Raw genomic sequence first — 22,881 nt, 5'->3', positions numbered from 1 at the left:
AAATTAGAATGTCAAGTTTATACCTACTATAAAATTGCGAGTAGCTGGCGAATTGGTACCAATTGTCAACAATCGATTTGGATATGTACCTGTTGTGGCTGAATTCTCGTCACCATAAGAGTTGGTCTCTGGATCCATTCCAGTTTCTTTATTGAATGGAGAGAATATCACAAAAGGATTTTGAACAGAGCCATAAACTCTCAATCTGCTGATACCTGCTTTATTCATCCAGTTGCTAGTCTGGTCAAAATTATAACCAAATGTCATTGTACGTACTTTCAGGTAGGAAGCATCGAAATAGCCCAAGGTATTCCCATATTTAGGATTGTCACCACTGGCCAAACCTCCCGGAGCCGGATATCTAGCTCCTGTATTTTCCGGCGTCCAATAATCTACTTTGACATTGTTTCTACGTCCGCTTAGCATATTGAGGTAACCAGAGGCCGAGTGCAAGGTACTGATCAGCAGACCGCCACTTTTGAAGGCTCCCACAAGGCTAAAATCCAAGTTTTTGTAGGCCACCCTTGTATTAAAACCACCCATAAAATCAGGTTGAAGGTCAAGTACCTGACGGTCAGAAGGGCCTATCGCTCTAAGGGGAGTACCATCTTGTTCGTAATCTCCGGAATAGGCCACCTTGATCATCCCTGGGTTTCCTCCTGGTTCCAAAACATCCAAGTAGGGGTCACTTTCCTGCCATAAGCCTTCATATTTATAGTCATAAATCACGTTGATAGGATATCCTACATACCACCAGTTTCCTTCATCTCTTTCCTGTCCTGATGCCAAAGCCACTAATTTGTTGCGGTTGGCATAAAGGTTAACTCCTGCCTCCCAGCTCCAATCACCATTTTGAATGATCATCCCATTCAATGAAACCTCAAATCCCTTGTTCTGGGTTTCTCCAATATTGGCGGTGTAGCTGCTTACCCCTGAAGTCCCTGGCAGATTTACGCCCAAAAGAATGTCCTTGGTATTGGTAACATAATATTCTACTGTACCAGACAATCTATGGTCAAACATCCGGAAATCAAGCCCGAAATTTAATGTCTCAGAATACTCCCAGCCGAGGTTAGGATTGGGAAGTTCATTTACAAAGTACCCAGTGGCATAGGTGTCAGAACCAAAATTGTACGGTCTAGTACCTAAACCTCCCAAGGTAGCATAAGGAGCAATCGCCTGATTGGAAGTTTGTCCGTATCCAGCCCTTAATTTCAACATGTTTACAAAGGATACATTGTCCATGAATTGCTCTTCGCCAAGATTCCAACCCACTGATACAGCAGGATAAGTATGCCATTTATGTCCTTCTGCAAGCCTTGAAGAACCATCAGATCTTAGAGTGGCTGAGATCATATACTTGTCATCGTAAGAATACATCACACGCCCCATGACAGATTTCAATCCCCATAGTTCGTATTGTTGATCATCAGGATTGATCTGAATCTCCCCATTTGCATATCCCAAATTATAGAACTGAAATTGGTCTGCCGGAATATCCCTTGCAAACATTCTGGAACGATTGTATTGATTTTGTTCTGAAGAATACAATGCTGTCACATTGACAATATGCTTATCTGCAAAAGTCTTATCATAGGTCAGGATATTTTCTACAATCCAGTGGTAAGTATGAGAGTTAGATACTGCCGCAGTGGATGGAGTCTCTGGATTGGAACTATTTATACCTCTTCCAGTATATTCACCTTGATTACTTTGACGATAGTCCAAACCTAGATTGACACGGTATTTTAACCCTTCCACACCAGGGATTTTAAGTTCACCATATAAAGCATTATAGGTAGCGTAAGACCTCGTTTCATTGAGCCATTGTCCATCGATATTGTCTAACACTTCCCTTGTTGATACCCAAGCCTCATCCAATGGCATATTGATCGTTCTCCTCAATGATCCGTCATCCTCATAAGGAGAAGCTATTGGAGACATACTTAAAGTACTGTACAACCCTACCTGGGATCCCTGACTCTCATTAAAGTTACTGTTGGAATTAAATCCTAACCTCAAGTATTTGCCTATCTCCTGATCAACCGCCGCTCTCAATGAAAACCGATCATATTGCTGGGTTGGCACAACTCCTTCATCATGATAATAACCCAAACCAAAGCTATAGGTGCTCTTCTCCCCTCCTCCAGTAACACTTACATCATGACTTGTCATCACCCCAGTTTTGTAGAACAAATCCTGCCAATCTGCATTAACATCATTGGACTCATCCGCTCCATTGGTATAAATCCCTGCGGCTTCCCGCATCTCAATAAATTCAGGTCCGTCCATCATAGGGTATTTAGAAAAAACCGTTCTAGGACCATAGAAACCACTATAGCTTACCCGGGCTTCTTGTCCTTTAGCACCCTTTTTGGTGGTAATCAAAATTACACCATTTGCACCACGAGAACCATAAATAGCTGTAGCTGAAGCATCTTTCAAAACATCGATGCTTTCAACATCTTCAGTATTAATGTCACCAATCGACCCAGCAAAAGGAATCCCATTCAACACGATCAAAGGATCATTACTGGCTGTAAGCGAACGGTTACCTCGAATACGAATTTGCATGGCAGCTCCTGGCCTGGAAGATGTCTGCGAAATGTTTACACCTGGCAAGCGTCCTTGCAATGCCTGTGTCACATTGGCAGAGGCGACTTCACGCATCTCATCGCCTCCGATTGATGCTACTGAACCCGTCACCGCCTCCTGCCGCAAGGTACCATACCCTACTACCACCACTTCCTTCAATGAACTTACGTCCGGAACCATCTCCACATCAATGGAAGTCTGATTTCCCACCTCTATTTCCTGAGAAGCATACCCTAAAAAAGAATATACCAATGTGGCTCCCCTCTGTACGGAAATATTATACTCTCCGTCCAAACCGGTAACGACCCCATTGGCTGTTCCTTTTTCTTGTATTGCTGCTCCTGGTAACCCTACTCCATTCTCATCCAGTACCACTCCGGATACTGATACATTTTGAGCCATTGAAAGGTGACCAACTAGCATAAACACTAATAAAATCATCCATTTTAATGACTCATTGCCAGCGGTTCTATCATTCTCTGACCGAACACACTTGGTAAAGGTTGAATCCATACATTTTTTGTTTTGGGTTTAAATTAATTGAATATATAAAGCTAAACCCCCCCTCTAACCGGAGGATCTTTCCAGAAAGCATTGATACTCTAAACCTCATAAAAAAAACCATAAATTGCAACCGATTGCAGAGTTTTTTTCAAAACAATTACTCAGCTAATATTAAAATATTATATTGCATTATATAAGTCAAAAAGCTAAATCGATTAAATAAACCCACATTTTTGAAATTTTATTTAGACAATGTTCTAAAAGAAATATTACATCATCATTTAAGTTTTAAGGCTCAAATTATTACAATAATAAAGCATAAAACAGAATTAAATGGCATTTATAGCCACATAAATAAAAAAATAAAGGCACTAACATTAGCTGCATTATTATTTTTATATATGAAATCGGTTTCATAAATCAATAATATAAATTATATTCAACCAAACAATAGACAACAATAAGCAATTGGGCCATCAAACCCATTGATAAAAGAGCATACATAAAACTTACATTAAAAGAAAATGTCGCTGCAATTTATAGAAAACCGCAACTGATTATAGTATTTTGCGACTTGCGCATAAATTGAAAGGACCCTGGAAAATGAATAAGGAAATCACTATTTACGATATTGCCAAGGATTTAGGAGTTTCTCCCACTACGGTAAGTAGAGCCCTTAATGACCACCCTGCGGTAAATGTAAAAACAAAGCAAAAAATCTTTGATGCAGCCAAACAAATGGGCTACCGGTCAAATGTTTTTGCCTCCAACTTAAGGAGTAAAAAAACCAACAACATTGGAATTATCGTTCCAAGGCTAAACAGCTCCTTCCAGTCTTCAGTTTTGGCAGGAATGGAAAAAGTGGCCAATGATGCAGGGTTTAACCTTATCATAAGTCAGTCACTTGAATCTTCCGAAAAAGAAAAAGCAAATGCCAGAACCATGTTCAATAGCCGGGTAGATGGATTATTGGTTTCTTTGGCCAGCAACACAGAAAACGTAGAACATTTCAATCCTTTCCTAGATAAAGGCACGCCAGTATTGTTTTTCGACAGGGTGGCCAGCAATTCAGGGTGTACGGGGGTTGTAATCGACAATACTCAAGCCGCTTACAATGCCACCAAACACTTGATCGAACAAGGGTGCAAAAACATCATACACGTTCTGGGGAACACCAAGATCAATGTATATGCTGACAGGCTCAAGGGATATAAGTATGCATTAATGGACCATGAGATCCCTTTTAATTCAAAAAACGTGATCCATTCGGACCTTAATGAGGAAGCAGGAGAGGACATTGCTAACAAAATAATAAGCAAAAAAACACTTCCAGATGGGCTTTTTGTTTCAAACGATGCATGTGCCGCAAGTTGTATCCAAACACTGAAACAAGCAGGAATTAGAATACCAGAAGACATCGCCGTGGTAGGTTTTAATAATGACATGATCTCTAGGCTAATCGAACCTAACCTTACCACTACTCATTACCCAGGATATGAAATGGGAGAGGTAGCCATGAAAAACCTCATCAATCACTTGGGAGACAACTCCAAAGGAGTATTACAAAACACAAATACTATTACATTAAGATCCGAACTAATTGTCAGATCCTCTTCATTGAGGCAAAAGACAACCTAAAGAAAGTAAGTTCAATAACCCAAAATAAACGTTTTAAATCTTATGAAAAGACCTTCAATCATTCTTTTCGTCCTAGCCTTGCTATGCCTATACAGTACTGATCTACTTGCCAAAGACGGATACAAGCTATGGCTACAATATGAAAAAATTGAAAATAAAGAGCTGGCTGAATCTTACCTGAGCAGCATCCATCAAATCACCATCCCAAACCATTCAGCAACGATCGATGTCATCAAAAATGAACTTTCCATCGCGTTCAAAGGCATGCTCTCTACCTCCCCTGAATTCACTGAAAAGAGTATTAAAAAAAATAACATTGTCATTGCCACGTCTGAATCCTTCCCTTGGATCGGTGAGTTTATTGGCCAAAATCAATTAGACAGTTTAGGCCAAGAAGGCTTTATCATAAAGAGTATTCAATACAAAAATCAGCCAATCACATTAATCACCGGCAACGCTGATGCAGCTTTGCTTTATGGAACATTTGAATTTCTCAAATTACTACAAACTCAACAAAGCATAGTTGATTTAAACATTGTTTCTGTCCCCAAAACAAAAATCAGGGTCCTGAATCACTGGGACAACTTGGACAGAACAGTAGAAAGAGGCTATGCAGGATCCTCCATTTGGAACTGGCACCTCCTTCCAGACCACATCGACCAACAGTATATTGATTATGCCCGTGCCAATGCTTCCATAGGAATCAACGGCACTGTCCTAACGAATGTAAACGCCAACGCATTGGTACTCACAGCTGCCTACATCCAGAAAGCAGCTGCTTTAGCAAAAGCATTTGAATCATACGGCATCAAAGTTTACCTCACCGCTAGATTCAGTGCCCCCATGGAAATCGGCCAACTTAAAACTTCAGACCCCTTGGATGAAGAAGTCCAAAAATGGTGGAATGACAAGGCGGCAGAAATCTATTCTTACATACCAAATTTTGGAGGTTTTTTGGTTAAAGCGGACTCTGAAGGACAACCAGGCCCTCATAACTACGGACGAACACAAGCTGAAGGAGCCAATTTATTGGCCAAAGCCTTGAAGCCATACGGCGGCATCGTAATGTGGCGAGCTTTTGTTTATAGTGAAAACACACCCGATGACAGGGCCAAACAAGCATATAATGAATTCCAGCCTTTGGATGGAGAATTTGAAGACAATGTATTGGTACAAGTAAAAAATGGAGCCATAGATTTTCAACCAAGAGAACCTTTTCACCCACTTTTTGGAGCGATGCCCAAAACCCCACTGATGATGGAGTTTCAAATCACCCAAGAATACCTTGGACAAGGCACTCACTTGGTCTACCTATCGCAACTATATGAAGAAGTACTTGACACGGACACTTATAGCAAAGGCGCAGGATCTACCGTAGCAAAAATCATAGATGGCAGCTTAGAAAACCATCAATTAAGCGGCATGGCTGGAGTTTCCAATATTGGGTCAGACAGAAACTGGACCGGAAATCATTTTGGTCAAGCCAACTGGTATGCTTTCGGCAAGCTAGCATGGAACCCTTATGCCAGTTCAGAAAAAATCGCTGAAGATTGGATTGCAATGACTTTTAGCAATGACCCCAAATTCATAAGTACAACATTAGATATAATGTCCAAATCCCGCGAAGCTGTAGTCAACTACATGACACCGCTTGGGCTGCACCATATCATGGGGTGGGACCATCATTATGGCCCAGCCCCGTGGATCACTGACAAGCACCGAGATGATTGGACATCTACTTATTATCATCAGGCAGGAGCGGACGGAATTGGTTTTGACCGCACCTCCTCTGGTAGCGATGCCCTTAGCCAATACTCTCCTTCCATCGAGAAACAATTTAGCAATCCCAAGACCTGTCCTGAAAAATACTTGCTTTGGTTCCACCATCTCCCATGGGCATACCGTATGCAGTCAGGAAAAACACTATGGGAAGAGATCGCACTCCATTATCAGGCAGGAGTTGACCAAACGACTACAGCAATAAAACAATGGAGGACACTAGAAAATTCAATAGACAATGAACGGTATGAGCATATATTATCCTTTATGAAAATTCAGGAGAAAGAAGCAAAATGGTGGAGAGATGCCTGCCTGCTATATTTCCAACAATTTTCAAAACTTCCCTTACCAGATCGAGTTGAAAACCCTGCAAAGACCTTAAAAGAATATATTAACTATAAACCACATTTTGTTCCTGGCATATAAGTATTATACTAATTCTTTACCAATAATATTATAATCAATTCACTTAATAGAAAACATTTAACTTCTCTAACATTTCCATTTCATCCACAAAAGAGTTCGATCCACGTACCGCCAGCTCCAGCTGACGGGACGATCAACTTTTATTCTGAGTAATGATTTCATCAGAAAGTTTCAAAATCATCCAAAAACTGGTTTGAGAAAAGTGCCGAGCGGTCACCAACTAGGTACTCTTAACTTTAAATATTTAATTGAAAAGGTCTCTATTAAGCGTGTTTAGGTTTTACTCTTAATAACCACATCTTTTTTAATTGAAATCTACCAACTTCTCCATCATCTCCCTATCACTTTCATCATCGAGGAAACTCTTGATATACGCCTTAGTCGTCTTAATATCAGCGTGTCCTAAGGATTCTCCTACATATTCGATGGAAGCGTTATTTCGTATAGCCATGGTGGCAAAACTATGCCTAGCGGTGTAAGTGCTTACATTCTCCTTAATCCCCAGTTTTTCGGCATACCGCTTCATATGCTGATTCACTAGGCGGGTAAAGTTCTGTTTCGCTTTAAGCTTTTCTCCCTCGGTCATTTCTTTGTGAAGGATTGGAAATACATATTCTTCACGATCACCACTGGTTACTCCATACAATTTGATCACCTTTTTGGAGTGCTTCAAAAGTGGTACACGAATAACAATTTGATCGTCTGTTGTATCCTTGGTTTTTTCCCTCACAAATTCCAAGAAATCACCGTTAACGTTTTTCCACTTGAGATACAAAATGTCCTTCATATTCATTCCTTTACACAAGTAGGAGAAAAACCAAAAGTCTTTTGCTCTCTGTTGAAATTGGTTTTCAGGCTCACCTTCAAATAACAATTTTAGTTGCTGCTTATCCAAGGCCTTCTTTTTATTAGTACCCTTGGGAATTACATACCCATTTTTCCCAAAAGGATAATGATCACTTTTGATGGTGTTAAATATATGCCTAAGCGTTCTTAAATAGTACCCAACGGTGGTTTTGGTATTGCCTTTTTCAAGCATCCACTTTTCAAAACTCTTAAGCCACAGCACTGTGATATCTTGGATGTAAAGGTTTTTGGGCTCCCTTTTTCGTCGATTAGCTGTTAGGAATTTCTTAATAGCTTTTAAACTGGCCTCATAGGTATGTTTAGTGGCTTCCCTTTTCTCCAACTCTAAAGTCTTTATTTTTTGTTGGTACAAATAGAAAACATCTTTAACATCACCCTCAGGTTTAAATAAATGATTCTCGAAAGATTCAAAGGTAAAATTGTCCAGCATATTGGCCACTTCCATATACTTATGTAATAAGCTCTCTACTTGTATGCGAATTTCCTTTTCTGCTTTTCTAGGTTTAATTGATAGGAATACCTTTTCATAGGTTTCCTTGTTCATATCCATTCCAACTGAATAGTATTTCCGCTTTTTGGGCATTGGGGTATAAACCTTTATTTTTAAAGGATAATATCCATCCGCTTTAGTCCTTCGGGTATCCAGATAGATGGTCATTTCGAACTGTTTTCCAGACTTGGCAAGTTTCTTTTCCATGGCTAGTTGATTTGAGATTTGCACACGATTTGCACACAAAATGATATCAAAACTTGTAAGCAAAGTAATAAGAAAAGCAATAAAAACAACATAAGTAACTCATTTACAGCGACAACCAAAATATACCAATAATAGAAAAGTAGTCAAAAAATTGTCTCATAATCAAGGGGTCCCTGGTTCGAGCCCAGGTGGGCCCACTAAATCGCCTCGTATGTTAAATACGGGGCTTTTTTATTTATTTTACGATTAGAATGGCGACTATTTTAAAAAATTCTATACGCTACCCTTACCCCATGGGTCTTTTGAATAGGGTTGTATTCGTAGCCTGGAATTCCAACTTAAAATTGGAGACCTTTAAGCTGCCAAACATTTATTTTCAGTCAGTAATTTTTCCATTTCAGAAGGAGTCCTATAGCCTAAAGATGAATGCTTCCTTTTTGTATTGTAGAACCCTTCGATATAACTAAATATTTCCAGTTTTGCGGATTCTCGATTAGCATATTTCCTGTGATGTACCAATTCGCTTTTAAGTGTTTTAAAGAAACTTTCAGCCACTGCATTGTCCCAGCAATCAGCTTTCCTGCTCATACTTTGCAAAATTCGGTTCTCTGATAATAGCGCTTTGAAATCATTGCAGGCATATTGGATCCCCCTGTCTGAATGAAAAATCAACCCGTTTCTGGTACCCCTGGTTTTGATGGCCATTTTCAAAGCGGCAACCGAAGCGCTTTCAGCTGACATATCGTTGCTGAAAGACCAGCCTATAACCTTTCTGTCTGCAAGGTCAATCACTGTGGTCAGGTACAGCTACCCCGTTCCGGTACGTATATAAGTAATATCCCCAACCCATTTTTGGGAGAGGGATTTTGCCGAAAAGTCTCTTTGAAGAAGATTTTCTGCCAACGAATAAGAATGGGTAGAATCTGTAGTGACCTTGTTTTTTTTCCTGATCTTGCTACGGATTCCTATTCTGTTCATCAAGCGTGAAACATAGGAACGGGAAATGCTTCGTCCCTTATCATTGAGCGCTGCTGTAATTCTTGGACTGCCAAAAATACAATTGCTTAATTTATGGATGGACCTGATCTCCTCTGATAGTTCCCGGACTTTTAACTGACGTTTGCTTTCCATCATGGACATCAAGTGGTAAAAGCTACTGCTGATTACCTTTAGTACTTTGCACATCTTCTCTACGGAATACATGTCCCTTGGAAAAGATGGCTACCGCCTTTTTTAGTATATCCCTTTCCAGTTCAGCTTCCTTGAGCCTTTTTCTAAGCATTCTTATTTCTTGTTCTTCAGTGCTCAGCTTGGGATTGTCCGCCATGATTTTACCGCCATTGAACCGAGGGTCCTGGCGCCATTTACTCAACCTGCTTGCATCCAAATCCAACTCCTTGGCCGCTTCAGCCAAAGAACCCTTGACATAGGAAAGATCCACTGCCATTACCCTGAATGATTCATCAAATTTTCTTGCATACGATAACAAATTTAATCTCTATTTTTTTAAATCTGTCTCCAAGCTAAGGTAGTAACTCCAGAGTTCTTCGGTTGGCAAATCCGGGGGACTAACCTGAAGTTTGGTCCTTTTCCTTTTGGCCAAATAGACAGGCCCGAAGAGCAAGGAAAGAACCACTGAATAATAGACCAGGAAAAAGCCTGCTGTCCCCCACCAGAAACCAGGGCTTAATGAAATCCATTCCGGCATATCCTTTTTGATTTGATGATGCTTCAAATCTCAAAAAGGATAGAGTTAAAAGTTCAGGAGTTGGGTCGTACTAAGGATAAAAAAAAGCTCCCCAAAATAATTCGGGGAGCTTTTTGTGTCCAATAGATTTGTTATTACCAAATCAATACTTCATCCGGCCTGTTTCTTTTGTTGGACCTGAACAGGCTGAAGACAGCCATAAACTCATGGGTATTGCCCGGAAGCAAATAGCTTCCATTGGTAGGGAACTCATACACATAGCCCACCTTGAGCTTGTTCAGCAAAAAGCCCATCTGGAGGTTATTCGCATAATCAACACGGTGGCCGGCTCCCAGCCAGACCTTGTCCATCAGCAATGCCTTCAGGTTAAACTCCACATTGTTGGGTAGGTCTTCCTGGCCCCTGAAAAAGAAATTGCCGATCACCGCCAAATGGTCATTCAGGGCTTCCCTATATCCAGCCTGCACAATATAATTGACAGGCCTCCCTTCCATGAACTCGTCACCACTGGATATACGCCCCCCGTTTACCTGGTGCATCGCATAGGACAGGTAATACTTCTGGTGGGTCAGGGCAAGGCCCAGGTTAAAGTCCATGATCCGCATGTCGGAGAAGGACCCAATGTATTGACCCAGCAAATCATCCCCCTGCTGCTCAATGGTCATCGCGTTGCCGTCCAACTGCACAGTGGTATAGCTTACCCCTGCCCCCAGCCTAAGGTTGTGCTTTTCGGTAAGACGGATCCTGCTCGCATAGCCCAGGATCAGGCCTGTCTCCTTAAATGCCCCATAACTGTCGAACAACAGGTTCAGGCTGGCTGCATTCTTCCCCATCATGGCAGGGTCTTCCGTGCCTTTCATTTCTGCAAAATCCAGCTCGCCACTGAAAAACATCGTCCTTGGAGCACCTTCAAAGCCGCTCCACTGGTTTCTTACAAAGCCACGGATCGTACTGCCCTCATATCCCGTCAACCCCGGGTTGTAATAGCTTTGGAAGAAATCAAACTGGCTGATGTACTTCCTGCTCTGGCCTGTTGAGGTAAAAGGGACCAGAAATATTATTAGGCAGATATAAATAACTGTTCTTTTCATCTTGACATTGTTCTTGATGGTTAAATTCACTGTGCACTTTTTCGAACCGATCATCTTCTAAGCAGGTTTAAGGTTCCACGCCTTACCTTGTCGGTCTCACCTGTTTCCACCACCCAGAAATAAGACCCAGGTGCCAATTCCTTTCCGTTGAAGGTTCCGTCCCATCTGGTCTCTGGATCAGTGGTCAGGAAAACCCGTTTCCCGCTTCTTTCAAACACCATGATCCTTACCCCTGTATAGTACTTCAGCTCTTCAATGCCCCAGGTGTCGTTGGTACCATCCTGGTTTGGTGTAAACGTATTGTATATCTCGATTTCATCCAGTGATTTCCGCAGCCTGGTTATCGTGAAGGACTTCTCCAAAATATTTCCGTCGGCATCCATTACCTGGAGCACCACTGTAAACGATGTCCTTCCGGCAAGGGCTTCGTTGGAACTCCAGTACAGCGCACTGCCCGATAATAGGAAGTATTGGTTATCCCCTGCTCCAGGAACCAAATCAAGCATATGCACATCATCAACCGGATCAATGACTTCAAGGCCCCCTATTGCGATTTGAATGTTTTCTACCGAAGCTTCAAATTCAGTGTGGTCCAATAGAAGGTCCGTTGGTGCCGGTTTTGGCAACACCACGACATCCATATAAGGGCTCGGCGCATCCTCGGAAACACTGCTTGGCAGGACCAGTTCCCCATTGATGGTGTAGCTACCCCTGTTCCTCAGGTCAATACCAGTCCTGTCCCAGCGAACTGGAAGGTTGATCATTTCATCCTCCTCGGTACGTACCAAAACGGTTTCCGGCAAGATCACCTCATCATATGACACTCCCCAGGCTACTTCCACTGCAGCAGGTTCGTAGACCTCCTCGATCTTTCTGGCTTCAATGGTAAATTCACCGCCAGTGAACTGCATGAGGTAATTAGAGTTTGTGGACAGGCTTCCCTTATTGATCGGGTAAATGCCTACCTCCTCGCCCGGAGACCTGTCAAGATTTCCTTCCATTACTTCCATACCATCACCGTTCACAAGACCACTGACAACATAGGTCAATGCAGGATCAGCAGTTCCGAAAACCTTGGACTTGTCATCGGCCGTTACCGTCAGCGTGGCCTGTGTGATCTCAAAATTCCCCGCAGTATAGCTGATCGTATAGTTATCAGAGCTGTAGCCTGTTGCAGTAATAGCATAGTTGCCTACATCTTCACCTGTGGTTCTTACAATAGCCAATGTTCCACCTAGAGCAGCCTCATCATCACCGTTTTCAAAACCAGAGTAACTCACTGTTAAACTTGGATCAACTGATCCATAGACCTTATTCTTGTCATCTGCCGTTACCGTAAGCGTGGCTTTGGTAACCTCAAAGTTCCCTGTAGTATAGCTGATCGTGTAGTTATCAGAGGTATAGCCAGAGGCCGTGATCGCATAGTTGCCCACATCTTCACCTGTGGTTCTTACAATAGCCAGGGTTCCATCTAGAGCAATCTGATCATCACCATTTACAAAACCGGAGTAGCTGACCGTTAAACTTGGATCAGCTGATCCATAGACCTTATTCTTGTCATCTGCCGTTACCGTAAGCGTGGCTTTGGTAACCTCAAAGTTGCCTGTAGTATAGCTGATCGTATAGTTATCCGAGGTATAGCCGGACGCCGTGATCGCATAGTTGCCTACATCTTCACCTGTTGATCGGCTAATAGCCAGTGTTCCCCCCAAAGCAGTTTCATCATCACCGTTTTCAAAACCGGAGTAGCTGACCGTTAAACTTGGATCAACTGATCCATATACCTTGGATTTATCATCCGCCAATACCGTCAAGGTTGCTTTGGTAATCTCGAAGTCCCCTGCGGTATAGTTGATCGAGTAGTTATCAGAGGTATAGCCGGACGCCGTGATCGCATAGTTGCCTACATCTTCACCTGTTGCTCGGATTATAGCCAATGTTCCGCCCAAGGCAGTTTCATCATCACCGTTTCCAAAACCTGTATAGTTGACCGTTAGACTTGGATCGGTTGATCCATAGACTTTCGATTTATCATCGGCAGTTACCATCAGCGTGGCCCTGGTAATCTCGAAGTTCCCTGCGGTATAGCTGACCGCATAGTTACTTGAAGTATAACCGGATGCCGTGATCGCATATGTGCCTACGTCCTCTCCGGCTGCTCTGCTAACATCCAGTGTGCCGCCCAAGGCAGTTGTATCATCACCATTCACAAAGCCGGAATAGCTCACTGTTAAACTTGGGTCAGTATCTCCGTAGACTTTGGATTGATCATCAGCAGTGACCGTCAAGGCTGCTTGGGTAATTTCAAAGCTGCCATCTACATAACTGATCGTATAGTTACTTGAAGTATAACCCGAAGCGGTAATTGCATAAGTGCCCACATCCTCTCCGGCTGCACGGCTTATATTTAAAGTTCCGCCCAATGCTGTCTCATCATCGCCATTCACAAAGCCAGAATAGCTCACTGTTAAACTTGGGTCAGTATCTCCGTAGACTTTGGATTGATCATCAACAGTAACTGTCAAGGCTGCTTGGCTAATTTCAAAGCTGCCATCTACATAACTGACCGCATAGTTACTTGAAGTATAACCCGAAGCGGTAATTGCATAAGTGCCTACGTCCTCTCCGGCTGCACGGCTTATATCTAAAGTACCGCCCAATGCTGTCTCATCATCGCCATTCACAAAGCCAGTATAGCTCACTGTTAAACTTGGGTCAGTATCTCCGTAGACTTTGGATTGATCATCAACAGTAACTGTCAAGACTGCTTGGCTAATTTCAAAGCTGCCATCTACATAACTGACCGCATAGTTACTTGAAGTATAACCCGAAGCGGTAATTGCATAAGTGCCTACGTCCTCTCCGGCTGCACGGCTTATATCTAAAGTACCGCCCAATGCTGTCTCATCATCGCCATTCACAAAGCCAGTATAGCTCACTGTTAAACTTGGGTCAGTATCTCCGTAGACTTTGGATTGATCATCAGCGGTTACTGTCAAGGCTGCCTGCGTGATCTCAAAGCTGCCATCTACATAGCTAATCGTATAGTTACTTGAAGTATAACCGGATACCGTGATCGCATAAGTGCCTACGTCCTCTCCGGCTGCACGGCTTATATCTAAGGTACCGCCCAATGCCGTCTCATCATCACCATTCACAAAGCCAGAATAACTCACTGTTAAACTTGGATCAGTATCTCCGTAGACTTTGGATTGATCATCAGCAGTAACAGTTAAGGCTGCTTGAGTAATTGCAAAGCTGCCATCCATATAGCTGATCGTATAGTTAGATGAATTATAACCGGAAGCAATAATTGTATAATTGCCCACTTCTTCTCCTGCAGCCCTGTTCAATGACAATGTGCCGCCTAGGACAGTCTCATCTTCACTATTTACAAACCCAGCGTAGCCTACCGTCAAGGCTGGGTCTATGGACCCATAAATCTTGCTCTGATCATTGGCAGTTACCGTCAAGGCAGCCTTGTTAATGGTCAAGGTCTGTACAACAGGACTAGCTGCATTGGTCACGCCATCACCGGTTTGTATGGCCGTGATTTGCGTGTTACCGGCTTTTAGAACTGTTGCCTGGTTACCTGTAATATTTACCACAGTCGGATCAGCTGCTGTATAGGTCACTGTTAAGCCCTGATCCGTCTGAGAATCACCTAAAGTGAAGGATACATCTCCATAAGTTTTGTTTGGTATACTTGGGAAACTAATGGTCTGGTCCACCTTCACTGGGCCTACCAAACCACTTTCTACTGCTGTACCTGTATCAGTTCCATCATTTGGGGTCACCTCAAAGCTGATATACTTTCCTTGGTCTGCAGCCTGCAAGGTGTATTGCTGGCCATTAGCCCCTGATATGGCTGTTTTGCCAGTGCCACTATTATCATCTGAGCGGTACCATTGATAAGTAGAACCGCTTTCTGGATCACTATTGGCATCCGTAAAGGTATAAGTTCCTTTCAATTGCTCACCAACGGTCATTGTACCATTTATAGAAACCGCACTGGCTGTTGGGGCTTCATTGGTGTCCTTGGTACTGGTATCGGTACTAGACGAACCCGTATTTCCTGCAGCATCGGTTAAGGTCACTGATAGTGTAATCGTTCCATCTCCCAAACCACTTAAATCAATAACTGTAATCTGATCAGTGGCAGTCGCAATAGTCCCTGAACCGGTAACATTGGTTCCTCCACCAGAACTGGAAATGATATAATTATAGGTGGTTCCGATCTCCGCTCCTGCAAATGTATAGCTTACCGAGCCTTGATTTGATTCATCAATAGGGTCCTGGTCAAAAGTTACGGAATACCCGCTAGGTACCATTTGATCCAGCATAGCTGAATTATCAGATTCCGTACTGCCCGAATTTCCACCTCCATCTGTCAAGGTAACCTGAACTGTTAAGGTCCCATTGGTCAATGCGCTCACATCAATGGTTACAGTTTGAGATGTATTGCTTACACTTGCAGTACCTGCAACAGTTGCCGTATTGCCATCACCACTACTTGAAATGGAGTAACTTGCCGATGTACCGACTTCTGCATTGGAAACAGTGAAGGATGTCGAGCTTGCCTCTGTAGCATTGATTAGATTATCATCCCATGAAATGGTATAACCAGCAGGAGGTCCTGCATCTTTGGTTTCTGTATCAGTGGTATTTGTACCTTGGTTACCTGCTGGGTCAGTCAAGGATACTGTTAAGGTTATGGTTCCATCAACCAATCCGGACAGGTCATAACCTGCTCCCCCATTATCAAAAGTTTCTGATGCTGAAGTAACTGTTTCCGTTCCTGTAACCGCTGTACCTCCTCCTGAGCTTGTAAATGAATAATTCAAGGTACTCCCCACTTCCATTCCTGAGCCAGAAAATTCTATAGTGGTTTCGTTGATCACATTGATCATGATTTCCCCAAGAAGGTCAATGTTTATTGAATAACCGGATGGCGCAGTAGTATCCTTTGTCTCCGTATCAGTAGCCGCGCTACCTGTATTGCCAGCAGCATCTGTAAGCGCAACAGAAAGAGTGATGGTACCATCACCCAAATCGCTAAGATCTATCCCGGTAACTTGATCAGTAGCTGTAGTAATGCTACCTGAACCTGTCACATTGGTTCCACCTCCAGAACTGGATAGAGTATATTCATAACTTGCTCCCATTTCTGCTCCAGCAAAAGTAAAACTTGTTGCCAATTGGTTGGAAAAATTTATTGGGCTTTGATCAATCTGAACACTATAGCCAGATGGTGCGCTAGTATCTTTTGTATCGGTATCAGTAACCGCACTTCCTGCATTACCAAAGGTATCGGTCAGGATTACCGATAAAGTAATGGTTCCGTCACCAAGTCCACTCAAATCAATTCCATTTATTTGATCCGTGGCTGTTACGATACTCCCTGAACCTGTCACATTGGTTCCACTACCAGAGCTGGAGAAAGTATAATTATAGGTTGATCCAATTTCTGCTCCGCCAAAAGTAAAGCTTGTGACTGTTTGATTGGAAGAATTTATCGGGCTTTGGTCAATCTGGACACTGTACCCAGATGGGGCCGTGGCATCTTTGGTTTCGGTATCCGATTCTGGACTTCCGGTGTTGCTAAATATATCGGTTAAGTTTACTGATAAAGTAATGGTTCCATCTCCAAGACCACTTAAATCAATTCCACTTATTTGATCCGTGGCTGTTGCGATGGTCCCGGAACCGCTCACATTGGTCCCTCCTCCTGAACTGGAAATAGTATAATTATAGGTTGTTCCTACTTCAGCCCCAGCGAAGGTAAAGCTGACAGATGATTGATTTCCATTATTAATAGAGCTTTGATCTATACTAACGGTATAAGCTGATGGTGCAGTAGTATCTTTTGTCTCCGTATCAGTTGCAGCATTACCTGCATTACCAAAAGTATCCGTTAATATTACCGATAAAGTAATGGTTCCATCTCCAAGGCCGATCAAATCAATTCCGCTTATTTGATCCGTTGCTGTTGCAATGGTACCAGTTCCCGTCACATTAGTCCCCCCTCCTGAACTTGATAAGGTATAATTGTACGTCGAACCGACCTCAGCTCCTGCAAAGGTGAAGCTGGCTGTGGACTGATTCGAAGTAGTAATCCCACTTTGATCTATACCAACAGTATAACCTGAAGGGGCTGAAGTATCCTTTGTTTCCGTGTCCGTAGCGGTTGTTCCCGTACTTCCAAAAGTATCCGTCAGAGTAACTGATAAAGTAATGGTTCCATCTCCAAGGCCACTTAGGTCAATTTCGGTAATTTGGTCAGTAGCTGTGGATATTGTTCCCATACCTGTCACATTTGTACCTCCCCCAGAACTGGAGATGTTATAATTATAGGTAGCACCAACTTCCGCACCGGCAAAGGTGAAACTTACGGCAGATTCATTAGCATTATTGATTCCACTCTGATCGATGATTACCGAATATCCGCTAGGCGGTGTGATATCCTCATCTTTAATGGTCAATGTAACTTGTTGTGCCCCATCTTCAACAGCATTGGTAGGAGTTTCCATATCTATGATGATGGTTTCATCCCCTTCCTCAACACCATCGAATATTGAAGTTACCCGAATACTATCCCTGATTTCTCCGGGAGAAAGTGTAATGGTAGACCCAGTAATGGAATAATCCGTACCTCCCCCTGAAGCAGTACCTGAAAAATTCAAAGGAATAGTAATAGTAGTTCCTGCCACTACATCTATTTTACCTCGGACATAAGCCTGTCCACCACTTTCATCGGTAATAGGATTATAAATATTCAAAATTTCTAATGAAGCATTAGGTGGAGTATCATCATCTACGATAGTATAAGTAACCTGCTGGGTTCCAGATTCAGTTCCTCCACTAACCGAAGCAATGTCAATGATTACTGTCTCATTGCCTTCGTACAGTGCATCAGGTACATTGGTCACATTGATTGTACCTGTGGTATTTCCAGGTGTAATGGTAATTGATGTGCCACTAGTGGAATAATCAACACCGGAACCTGTAGCTGTACCGCTAAAACTCAAGCCAACAGCTGTATTAATTCCATAGGTATTGGAAAGGGTTGCTTTTATTTCACTTGGAGTAGTATTTGATTCAGTTTTAGTGCTAGGCGTAATGGCTAAAGTCACAGTAGGAACAGGGTTCACATTCAGTGTAGCCACGTAATTTCCTGTACTATTTTCTGTTCCATCATTGACCTCAAACTGAAAAGAGGAATTGGTACTGCCATTTTGGATATACTGTAAATTACCTACATCCAAATTGGCCTTGCTGATTTGGTCGTTTACGCTCACTGCTTCTCCTCCATCATAGATATCATTATTATCCGCATCCACATAAAGCGTCCCAGCAGCTGGAATGGATTCTATTAAGACATGGTCCAAGGCATCTCCATCACCATCTGTATACCCAAAATCCGAAGTTGAAAAAGTATAGGTCAGGTTCTCGTAAGGGCCATTGGTCGCGACAAATCCGGCAGCGGTAGGCGATGCGTTTCCTGCCGTAATAGTAATCGTCATAGATCCTGTATCACTCATGCTTCCTCCGCTTCCGGTGTTGCCATTATCATTGATGGCAACCGAAAGTGTTTGATTGGCCAAATTCCCAAACTGGTTCTGAAATTTCACATTGGATCCTGCTATATAAGCGTTGATATTAGCGATGGTACCTGTCAGTGAGATAGAAGTAGATCCATTGCCTGAAGTAGTCACACCTCCCCCTGATAAGGCAAAAAGGCTTCCTGCCCCTACACTCATTTGTGCTGTGACATTTCCGGAACCTGCATCCACATCCGAAAAACTAATTCCTGTCAATGCAGTACTGACGTCTTCATCCACGGTCAAAGAAGCAGGAATTGAAATACTAGGCGGATCATTTACCGCTGTAATGTCCACATTTACCGTTCCCATTAATAGTTTACTTCCACCACCTGAGCCCGTATTGCCATTATCGCTGATGTAGACTTTAACGCTTGCGGCATTATTCCCATTGAGTTCTGAATCAGGCCGGAAATAAATATTAGTGGGTGAATTGATGTAATTATTAAGATTGGTCAGGTTACCAGTTGCGGTAAATACACGGGTAAGATTTCCCGTCCATACAATCCCTGGATCATTGGCAATATCGAATATACCTCCTGTAGCCTCAAGCGTCAGCGTGAGTTCTCCACTGCCCGCATCTGGATCACTAATGGTAGCCGCAGAAATATCAAACACATCAGATACAGCATCTTCCCCAACTGTGATATCAGTGGGTAAGCCGGTGATAGTAGGATCAACATTGCCCGAGCTACTAATAGTGTACGATAAATCATCTAAATCTACAACCATGTTTCCTCCTGAAATAGTAAAGCTTGAGATGTTATCAAAGCCTGTCTCAGATGAGAAGTCATAGTTTCGATTAAGAACGTAGCTATTATTTGAAACGAAGCTCACATTTCCTCCAGAGCCAGTAGAAAAAATGATGTTTGCATCAGCTAAAATATCAAAGGACAAAGAGTTTAGGCTAAAATTACCCCCTGAAACTAGACTTATGATAATTTCATTGATTCCAGTTGATGAATTGACATCAAATTGAAGAGCATAATCGCTCCCTCCTCCCTCAGATAAAGAAAACGTACTATTAGATGTCTGATTAGTGTAACTTGGCATAGTACCACTAATTTGAAATCTAATGCCATCATTGGTAAAATCATTGCTAGATGAGGAAAATCCAGGATCATCATCAAACGTCTCCGTAAAACTCTGTCCATAGACATGGAAGAGATTGAGCAATCCGACGACCAAGAAGAGGAAGCCTTTGGTCAAAATAGTAGAGTAATAATTTTTCATAAGTTCTTTTTCCCGGTTTGAATAATTGCGTGGAGAGGTAGTAGTAGTTTTCTAGATGGAATTGGATTAGAGGAGGTAGCCATAGGAGGCCAAAGCAAACAGGTGAAGGTAGGAGCGTAAATGCCCCTACCTGGTCAGTACCTAGTTGCTTCCCTTTACCTTTTAGCTTCTAGAAGGAAAAATACCTTGAACACATATGATGTAATTAATGGCCAAAAAAGGCTGCATGTTATTGAAGGGAATGTTCCCTCCCGTATTGCTTGTCAATGGCGGAGTACCACCAGACACATTTAAATCAACATCAGGGGACTGGTTATTATAACCTTGGGCAGCCCTTCCGCCTGCCATTGGTGCAGCCAAGGTGTTTGCTCCATTGGTACCAGGCACTTGTTCAGTTGCATTTTGACTACTGGCTTTTACATGGGAAATCACGCTATGGTTGTGAGAAGGAATGTTGGTCACATTCAATGTAGTGGTCTCTGACCCGCCTTTTGCGCCTAACCTTCTATCGGAAAGTCCTGGCCCATATCCTGTTCCTATTGGCGCTCTTCCTCTTAAATCGGGTAATGCAAAAGTGGTCCTACCATCGCCTCCATAAGTTGTTCCTAAAATAGAAAACAAGGCACTATATTGAGCTATGGGCAATAATTGGCCTTCACACAACATATAGCCTCTTGGGGCAAAATTCCCTGCAAAAATTTTGATTACTCCTATTAGTTCTTCCATCTTTTTGTTGGTTTTTGTTAAAAATTGTTCAAATAATTATATGTCAAATCTTTTCGTGATACTCTTTGGACCATAAATTCTTCAGCCTAATTATTATTTTCATTCTAATAAGTAAGCATAATCTCACTCTTAGACTTATTTCATTTTTTTTGATAAAGCGCCATTAAAAGCTGGACAATTTTCAAGAGAAAAGCCAAGCTACCTTTCTTAGAAAGTCAAAAAAATCAATCTAACTCACATGAATCATTAAGAGCCAGATCTATAAACTTTATTCACTAATTATGTTTTCCTGAAAGAATTATGTAAAACAGTAAAAAACCATAATGTGGAATTTCGGCAGATTACTCACATTTCACATTATCAAAACAAACTATATATAAACTGTATCAAATGTAATATTTTTGTAAACATATAACACAATAAGCTTAGTTTTTATTCATTTCATTATATAAATTCATTAGATAGATCCTGCTTATACATTTCCTACCTAGAGATAGTTTCCACTTTACACTAAGACCATTCGACTCAAATCCTGCTTTTGAAACACATACTGGATTGGTCCTAATACCCTGAGTATGCAAATTGATAGCTCAACGCAGCCCAAGTACATTGACACAATTTAAATCAACCAAAAATCTCTTTTTTGAAATTTCACCTTATTGCTCCCTAAATCTTCCCTATCAAAGTCCACACAATTCAAATACCGCATAGCCATTGATACCTCTTCAGTATCAAAACCACTATAACCAAGTCTTAGGCCTTTTTGGATGTCCTGCCCCATGCTGAAGACCTGGCCTGAGAACAATATTAACAATTCCACTTTCATCATCGAAAAAGTTAATTTTATTATTGAATTTTATTTACTCATATTGGTATTTACAAAATTGAGGACTAACAGTATATATTAACAGCGCATTCCTTCGCATAGAAAAAATCAAGTATAAATACCTGGTCAAACAGTTCCTTATTAGAAACAGAAACAGCAACGGCTTTTTGCTGCTGCTGTTGCTAAAAAATCAACTAAACAATTAAACTCCTACTTGATCTTCAAGGACTCTTCCAAAACCATAAGTAGTCTATAAATCATTCATGATATTTTCAATTTGATATATGGCCAAATTGAAAAACCAATCCAAAAAATTTTCACCAGTAATGTAGTATTATGGTTTTTTCATTCCTTTTGCAAATATGGATACCCTCAATACAGTTCTTCTCCCAAACAATTAATCAAGGATAATCTCCGAAATAATTGGCAGGTGATCGGACAGAGTATTTCCAGTAACCACTACACTCTTCATTGTTTTGGAAACCTTACCCTTACTTACCAATATATAGTCTATCTTCTTCACGGGGTCTTTCTCTGGAAAGGTATATGCATCATTCCCTTGTGAAAGTTCAAAATACTGATTCAGTAGACCAATCTCCTTTGTTTCTGGTTCTGCATTTAAATCTCCTGTCAGTATAACAGGAATATCCTCTCCCAAGTATTCAATTACTTCTTTGGCCTGAACCAGTCGCGTAGCTTGATCAAGTGCAAAATGCACAGTTGCAAACCGAACGGCCTTACCGCCTGGAAGTAGGACTTTTGCAGAAAGCAAAGCCAAAGAGGCTTTTTCTCCATTAGCTCTGATACTGGTAATCCTATCATTTCTAATATCTTCAAGTGGATATTTGGATAATATGCCCAAGCCATAGGCGCCACCATCGAAAGCGAAATGCCTCCCAAAAACTGACTTTTTCCCTGTAATTTCAGCAAGCACTTTCATCTGGTCACTGTTTCCGGAGCGATTACAAATGCTGTCCACCTCCTGTAAACCGACGATATCCACCCCACTTGACTTAATAAACCTACCTATTTCCCTATAGGTCAAAACCTCATTTCTGTCTGCCCCATGATGAATGTTATAACTCATCACCTTGATGTGCTGGGCTTGCAATGGCATTTGAAAAAGTAAGAGAATAATACCAATCCAAGTATTAAATAACAGCCCAAACCTTCCTTTAAATCTGTTCATC

The 22,881-nt window shown here is 41.8% G+C and carries 13 protein-coding genes; 2 read left to right on the top strand and 11 right to left on the bottom strand.

Going from position 1 to position 22,881, the window contains the following annotated elements; translation table 11 throughout:
- Window positions 1-3: 3 nt before the first annotated feature.
- On the bottom strand, window positions 4-3,108 hold the full coding sequence (locus JL001_RS16415) for a TonB-dependent receptor (RefSeq protein WP_200978026.1): 3,105 nt from the start codon (window positions 3,106-3,108) through the stop codon (window positions 4-6).
- A gap of 594 nt (window positions 3,109-3,702) precedes the next feature.
- Between JL001_RS16415 and JL001_RS16410 the strand changes: the two genes are divergently transcribed.
- Both JL001_RS16410 and JL001_RS16405 read left to right on the top strand, forming a co-directional pair.
- Window positions 3,703-4,737 (top strand): LacI family DNA-binding transcriptional regulator, encoded by a 1,035-nt coding sequence (locus tag JL001_RS16410; protein WP_200978025.1) that lies wholly within the window; start codon window positions 3,703-3,705, stop codon window positions 4,735-4,737.
- Window positions 4,738-4,779: 42 nt separating this feature from the next.
- Window positions 4,780-6,942, top strand: a complete 2,163-nt coding sequence (locus tag JL001_RS16405) for an alpha-glucuronidase family glycosyl hydrolase (RefSeq protein WP_200978023.1) — start codon at window positions 4,780-4,782, stop codon at window positions 6,940-6,942.
- Window positions 6,943-7,246: 304 nt separating this feature from the next.
- Here the strand turns inward: JL001_RS16405 and JL001_RS16400 are convergent, their stop codons facing one another.
- The 10 genes from JL001_RS16400 to JL001_RS16355 all read right to left on the bottom strand — a co-directional run bounded on the left by JL001_RS16400 (window position 7,247) and on the right by JL001_RS16355 (window position 22,880).
- Window positions 7,247-8,506, bottom strand: coding sequence for a site-specific integrase (locus JL001_RS16400; protein ID WP_200978021.1), 1,260 nt, complete (start codon window positions 8,504-8,506; stop codon window positions 7,247-7,249).
- A 354-nt stretch (window positions 8,507-8,860) separates the two neighbouring features.
- Window positions 8,861-9,307, bottom strand: coding sequence for an IS3 family transposase (locus JL001_RS16395; protein WP_255545462.1), 447 nt, complete (start codon window positions 9,305-9,307; stop codon window positions 8,861-8,863).
- A 6-nt stretch (window positions 9,308-9,313) separates the two neighbouring features.
- Entirely contained in the window at window positions 9,314-9,691 is a 378-nt protein-coding gene (locus tag JL001_RS16390) for an IS3 family transposase (protein ID WP_200978017.1), read from the bottom strand.
- Window positions 9,660-9,995: a transposase gene (locus tag JL001_RS16385; RefSeq protein WP_255545459.1), complete on the bottom strand. Its 336-nt coding sequence runs from the start codon at window positions 9,993-9,995 to the stop codon at window positions 9,660-9,662. Before JL001_RS16385 ends, JL001_RS16390 begins: the two co-directional genes overlap by 32 nt.
- 9 nt (window positions 9,996-10,004) lie before the next feature.
- Window positions 10,005-10,241: a hypothetical protein gene (locus tag JL001_RS16380; protein WP_200978009.1), complete on the bottom strand. Its 237-nt coding sequence runs from the start codon at window positions 10,239-10,241 to the stop codon at window positions 10,005-10,007.
- A gap of 107 nt (window positions 10,242-10,348) precedes the next feature.
- Entirely contained in the window at window positions 10,349-11,305 is a 957-nt protein-coding gene (locus tag JL001_RS16375) for a type IX secretion system membrane protein PorP/SprF (RefSeq protein WP_200977842.1), read from the bottom strand.
- Between the two features lie 50 nt (window positions 11,306-11,355).
- On the bottom strand, window positions 11,356-20,139 hold the full coding sequence (locus tag JL001_RS16370; RefSeq protein WP_200978007.1) for an MBG domain-containing protein: 8,784 nt from the start codon (window positions 20,137-20,139) through the stop codon (window positions 11,356-11,358).
- A 162-nt stretch (window positions 20,140-20,301) separates the two neighbouring features.
- Window positions 20,302-20,865, bottom strand: a complete 564-nt coding sequence (locus JL001_RS16365; RefSeq protein ID WP_200978005.1) for a phage tail protein — start codon at window positions 20,863-20,865, stop codon at window positions 20,302-20,304.
- A gap of 619 nt (window positions 20,866-21,484) precedes the next feature.
- Complete coding sequence (locus tag JL001_RS16360) at window positions 21,485-21,694, bottom strand: hypothetical protein (protein WP_200978003.1); 210 nt, start codon at window positions 21,692-21,694, stop codon at window positions 21,485-21,487.
- 394 nt (window positions 21,695-22,088) lie between these two features.
- Window positions 22,089-22,880 carry an endonuclease/exonuclease/phosphatase family protein gene (locus JL001_RS16355; protein WP_200978001.1) on the bottom strand — a complete coding sequence of 264 codons (792 nt, stop codon included), beginning with the start codon at window positions 22,878-22,880 and terminating at the stop codon, window positions 22,089-22,091.
- Between the last annotated feature and the right edge of the window lies 1 nt (window position 22,881).

Source organism: Echinicola sp. 20G (assembly GCF_015533855.1).
GTDB lineage: Bacteria > Bacteroidota > Bacteroidia > Cytophagales > Cyclobacteriaceae > Echinicola.
The sequence above is the reverse complement of the archived record's forward strand: the minus strand, read 5'-3'. Positions and strand labels throughout refer to the sequence as shown.